This window comes from Undibacterium sp. Di27W, from assembly GCF_049340345.1.
In the GTDB taxonomy this organism is placed as follows: domain Bacteria; phylum Pseudomonadota; class Gammaproteobacteria; order Burkholderiales; family Burkholderiaceae_D; genus Undibacterium.
Window position 1 is genome coordinate 1 of the sequence record NZ_JBMPOS010000052.1, and the last position, 4,298, is coordinate 4,298.

The following is a 4,298-nucleotide window of genomic DNA, read 5'->3' on the forward strand; positions in this document are numbered from 1 at the left end:
TCATCCAACGCGTCAGGTAGTCATTCAAGTGTTTCCACACGGCAGACATGGCCGATTCATAGAACCGACCGTAATATTGATGCCAGCCACGAAGTATCGGATTGAACATGGCCGACAGATCGGCCACATTCTTGTCACATTTCAGCTGCAGGTGCCATTCACCTTGGCACGTTCCGACGGGATGCTGTTTAGCCAGGCATAGAAGCCGCTACGGGAGACGCCAAAGCTGCAACACAAGCTGGCAATGGGATAATCGAGTCGCATGGTCTTCATGAACGCGTATTTGGCAGCGACTCCTGCGCAAAGTACGCTGCCGCCTTTTTTACGATATCGTGCTCCATCTTTGCCTAGGCCAGCTCCTTGCGTAGTTTGGCGCCTTCCGCTTCGAGCTCTGGCACCGTGCGACTTCCTGGGGCAGTCTTCTGTGTCTGTCCACTCTTGGCCGCATTCACCCAACCAATCAAAGTCCCTTTCGGAATAGCGATACGAGATACCGCTTCCTCTAGTGTCAATCCTTGTGCCAACACAAGTTTCACTGCTTCTTCCCGCAATTCCGGTGTGTATCTCTTTTTCTGTTTCATCATTTCTCCTGATTGTTTATTTTAACAAACAAGAGTGTCCGAAAAAATCAGGATACCTCAGGCTGCGTGTAGTAAAGCACCCAGGGTAAAAAATTTGCGGACCGCCACGCTACACGCAGTCACGCATTGACAGATGCAGAGCAGTTGACCAACCGCCGCAAGTCGAGTGTTCGGACCAATGTAGAGCATGCCTTTGGCATCATCAAGCGCGTTTTTGAATTTGCGAAGATGCGCCATCACGGCTTACAAAAGAATACGCATTGCTTCTTCATCACCTGTGCGTTGGCGAACCTGTTCATGGTCAGCAAGTGCTTGATGTGCATGCAAGGGGCATAGTGTGTAAATTGTGCAAGAAATCGCACAAAAGATGTGGCAATTAGAAGCAACCTGATTCATCTCAGATAGAAATACCGCCCGCTTCGTCGTCTTGGCGTAACGTTCAAAGCTTCCTTGGGTAAATGTAGTCTGTCTCATGGCTTTAATGATTGACGGTGGATGATGCTTCTATTAACGTTTCTGAATCAGATTGCGTTTACTTAATCAGAGATTCCTTAATCAGATGTTCCCTAGTAATACAAGGTCAATCACTCCTGCCTCCGTCATCAAGATAAGTAAGTAGGACTTACGCAAAACCGACCCAAAGCGCTGTAGCTCCTAGCCGTACTAACATACTGTCTTCGTCGCTACGCCTTGCTGGGACAATTTTGCGTAAGTCCTAGTAAGATTGTGCGCTACACGTGGGTCACAATACATGCAAATTATCGACCAAAGTGGCTCGAATATCAGTGTAAATCAACTGATCAAGTGCTATCAGTGCCTTCGAGGAGCCCCAGCAATGAACTTTCGGCTTTGCCGGAGATAATTTAATTTTGGTCTTTGCGACCACGGCCCTATAGACATCCAATGCACTTTTAACGGTTCTGTCGCGATAAGAAACTAAAGTTAAGGTGAAGCAGGAATGTATCGTGAAGATCAAAAAGCTAACGAGTAGAATTGATCTGCAGCGGACACAACTTGGCCTTTGGGGTAATTCAATTGCCCCTTTTTGACATGTGCATGGTTTCAATGCCGGCGATGAGTTTGGTGGCACAATGAAATTTTTTGAATCCAAGTATGGATCTAGTTCGCCGTTTAATAGCCCGGTGGTCTTGTTCCACTAGATTGTTCAAATATTTCGATTGGCGCAACGTGATTTCCAGACCGCTGTCGGCGATCATGCTGCGCACTGCTGCAGTATTGGCGCCGCTCTTGTCGATGGTAATCTTCTCCGGCACGTCGTGCAACCCAATCGCTAGTTCGAAGAATCGCCGTGCAGCACCATGATCGCGTTTGGCGGCGAGTAAGAAGTCCACGTATGACCAAGTCGGTCAACAGCGATAAAGATACTTCCACTGTCCACCGACTTGAATGTAGGTTTCGTCCATCCGCCAACTTCGCCCAACTGGATGCTTGCGACGACGAAACACCTTAGCCAATATCGGCAAGATCTTCAGCGCCCAGCGATGCACCGTAGCATGATCAACGACAACGCCCCGTTCAGCCATCATTTCCTCCAAGTTGCGCAAGCTCAGCGAATAGGCCGCGTACCAACGCACACATAACAACATCACGTCCAGCGGATAATGCAAACATTTTAAAACCTGACGAAGTACAGACTCTTCAATTTGTTTAGGCAGTGATTTCATCGAAGCATTTTACCAAGTTTGGCTTATCGTGACAGAACCGCTGATCCTCTCCCTCCCCTAATCGACCAACCTGTTCGCTCTGGGTAACGGGGACCATTACGTGCTGGGAAGTTTGGTGTGGCCTGCTCATTACCACTTCATAATTTATCCATTTAAAGCCAATCAAGAACACGCAGCCAAAACAAAACAACAAAGAGAAATAGAGAGCACCAGCGATTTCGATGGAGAGGCAAAACACCACTAGAAGTAGCTGCGCTACCGTCGTCAAAGCCTTCAGTTATTTTGTACTTTACTTATTGACTCTTACACTGGTGGCATGGGCCAAACAGCGGGCGTCGGGAACCATGACAAAGGTTTCATCGGAGATGTCTTTTAAGCTGTCCGATTATGCGCTAGGATTAGTCTCTGGTGTTGCCAATCGTGGAATGTAGAGCAGCGGCTCCCGATATAAATAACAGATGTTCCATGATCCCGTGTAGAGATCGGTAACGCCCAACAAAAAATCGAGTTGTTCATTATCGAGCATGCTATAAAGGTCGGCCACATTCATTTCAAGTAACGCTACCTCGACCTTGGAATGCTGACGTCGGAACAGTTTTTTCATCAAACCGAGCAGATGCGCAAGTGCAGCTTAAGCGTTCAATAAGTCGACCATACCCTTTTGGTTTTACCTGTTTTTTCTATAGCCGCACGTCATATATGCATCGCAGGTCTGTGGAATTCAGTTTTTTTTTTGCGACGATCGTCGGCGGTTTTCGTCGTGCAGACGGGCTGTTTTATCTTAAAAAATGTACATGCCAGAGCTAAGCCAATTTCTTGCCAATAGCTAAGCCTGCTCCTGGTGCCTTTGGGCGGGAGTCTTGGAGCAGATCGAGTGTGGGCGATCTGCTGCGGCCGGGTTTATCGATAACCTGAAACGTTCAGTTGTTTTTTTCCGTACGAAACCGGATTTGAAGACAGAACTACGAAGACAAACATTCACATCACCGTAACCCCGGCCTGCCACCAGCCGGGTAGTGCTCACCATTAATGCTTGCCGCCAGACATGGGTATCCCGGCCGGCAAACCGCTACCGAATAGCAAATAGGTTTGAATGTCTTTTTTGAATATTGGAATTTTGTCGCGAGGGCTTTTCGTATTCCAAAAAACGCTTCAAAGCCTTGATGGCTCTACGTTCGCGACACACTCTGTTTCTAACGGAATTCCGAGATCAGAGTTTTAAAAAAAGGCACATGGCCTTTTCTTCATGAGAGTGAAAATTTTGTAGGAAGGCTTTTCAGGCCTTTTTACTACCATTTCAATGCTGGATGTCCCAGCTGCTAGTTGACTCGTGCGAGTCGACATGCCACAAATTCTAGGTAGCAATAACAAGGAAGTCAACGCACAAGATCGCATTTTTCGAAAATATTTTTAGCTTGAAGTCATGATTTTCATCGCATCAATCAACTTTTTTTCAAAATTGTTCTAAATAGCCCAAAAAATGGCGTTTATCGGAAGAGAAAAAAATTTGACGAGTATATTTGTAACTTAGGAAATAACCACAGCCAAATAAGTAGGTTTCTGGAGTTTTTGGGAGAAATCCGGACGAATCTGGAGAAATCCGGAGAAATCTGGAGAAATCCGGAGAAATCTGGAGAAATCCGGAGAAATCTGGAGAAATCCGGAGAAATCTGGAGAAATCTGGAGAAATCTGGAGGAATCCGGAGAAATCTGGAGGAATCCGGAGAAATCTGGAGGAATCTGGAGGAATCTGGAGGAATCCGGAGATATCTGGAGGAATCTGGTAAGCGTGCAGCCGCCCCACCTATAAAGCGGAAGTGAAGCCGGCTAGACTGACCCTAACTTAACAAAGCGAGGTCAGTGATGAAACCCAAACGAAGTAAAACAAGTGATCCAGACAAATTGGCGTTTTGGCGTAAGCAATGCCAGGACTGGCAAGGCAGTGGTTTAAGCCAGCGTGCATTTTGCCAGCGCGAAGGTTTGGTCTATTCCAGCTTTGATTACTGGCGACGGCGCGCTGCCCCTGTAGTGG

5 protein-coding genes and 2 pseudogenes are annotated in these 4,298 nt (G+C 47.0%); 2 read left to right on the forward strand and 5 right to left on the reverse strand.

Features of this window, described 5'->3' with window-relative positions:
- The 3 genes from ACO0LF_RS31085 to ACO0LF_RS31095 all read right to left on the reverse strand — a co-directional run.
- On the reverse strand, positions 1 to 109 hold a 109-nt coding region (locus tag ACO0LF_RS31085), incomplete at its 3' end, for a group II intron maturase-specific domain-containing protein (RefSeq protein ID WP_423021230.1).
- A 32-nt stretch (positions 110 to 141) separates the two neighbouring features.
- The gene (locus tag ACO0LF_RS31090) at positions 142 to 264 is read right to left on the reverse strand and encodes a hypothetical protein (protein ID WP_423021224.1); all 123 of its coding nucleotides are present in this window, start codon (positions 262 to 264) and stop codon (positions 142 to 144) included.
- 83 nt (positions 265 to 347) lie between these two features.
- Positions 348 to 584, reverse strand: coding sequence for a transposase (locus ACO0LF_RS31095; protein ID WP_423021226.1), 237 nt, complete (start codon positions 582 to 584; stop codon positions 348 to 350).
- Between the two features lie 120 nt (positions 585 to 704).
- On the opposite strand from ACO0LF_RS31095, the pseudogene ACO0LF_RS31100 reads away from it, so the two are divergent.
- Positions 705 to 917, forward strand: a pseudogene (locus tag ACO0LF_RS31100) (transposase); the annotation flags it as partial.
- A 695-nt stretch (positions 918 to 1,612) separates the two neighbouring features.
- On the opposite strand, the pseudogene ACO0LF_RS31105 reads toward ACO0LF_RS31100, so the two are convergent.
- Positions 1,613 to 2,266 (reverse strand): annotated as a pseudogene (locus ACO0LF_RS31105) (IS6 family transposase).
- A gap of 385 nt (positions 2,267 to 2,651) precedes the next feature.
- The gene (locus tag ACO0LF_RS31110) at positions 2,652 to 2,870 is read right to left on the reverse strand and encodes a hypothetical protein (protein WP_423021228.1); all 219 of its coding nucleotides are present in this window, start codon (positions 2,868 to 2,870) and stop codon (positions 2,652 to 2,654) included.
- A 1,259-nt stretch (positions 2,871 to 4,129) separates the two neighbouring features.
- On the opposite strand from ACO0LF_RS31110, the gene tnpA reads away from it, so the two are divergent.
- Positions 4,130 to 4,298, forward strand: a 169-nt coding sequence (gene tnpA, locus ACO0LF_RS31115; RefSeq protein WP_423021195.1) for an IS66 family insertion sequence element accessory protein TnpA, incomplete at its 3' end; no start/stop codon positions are given.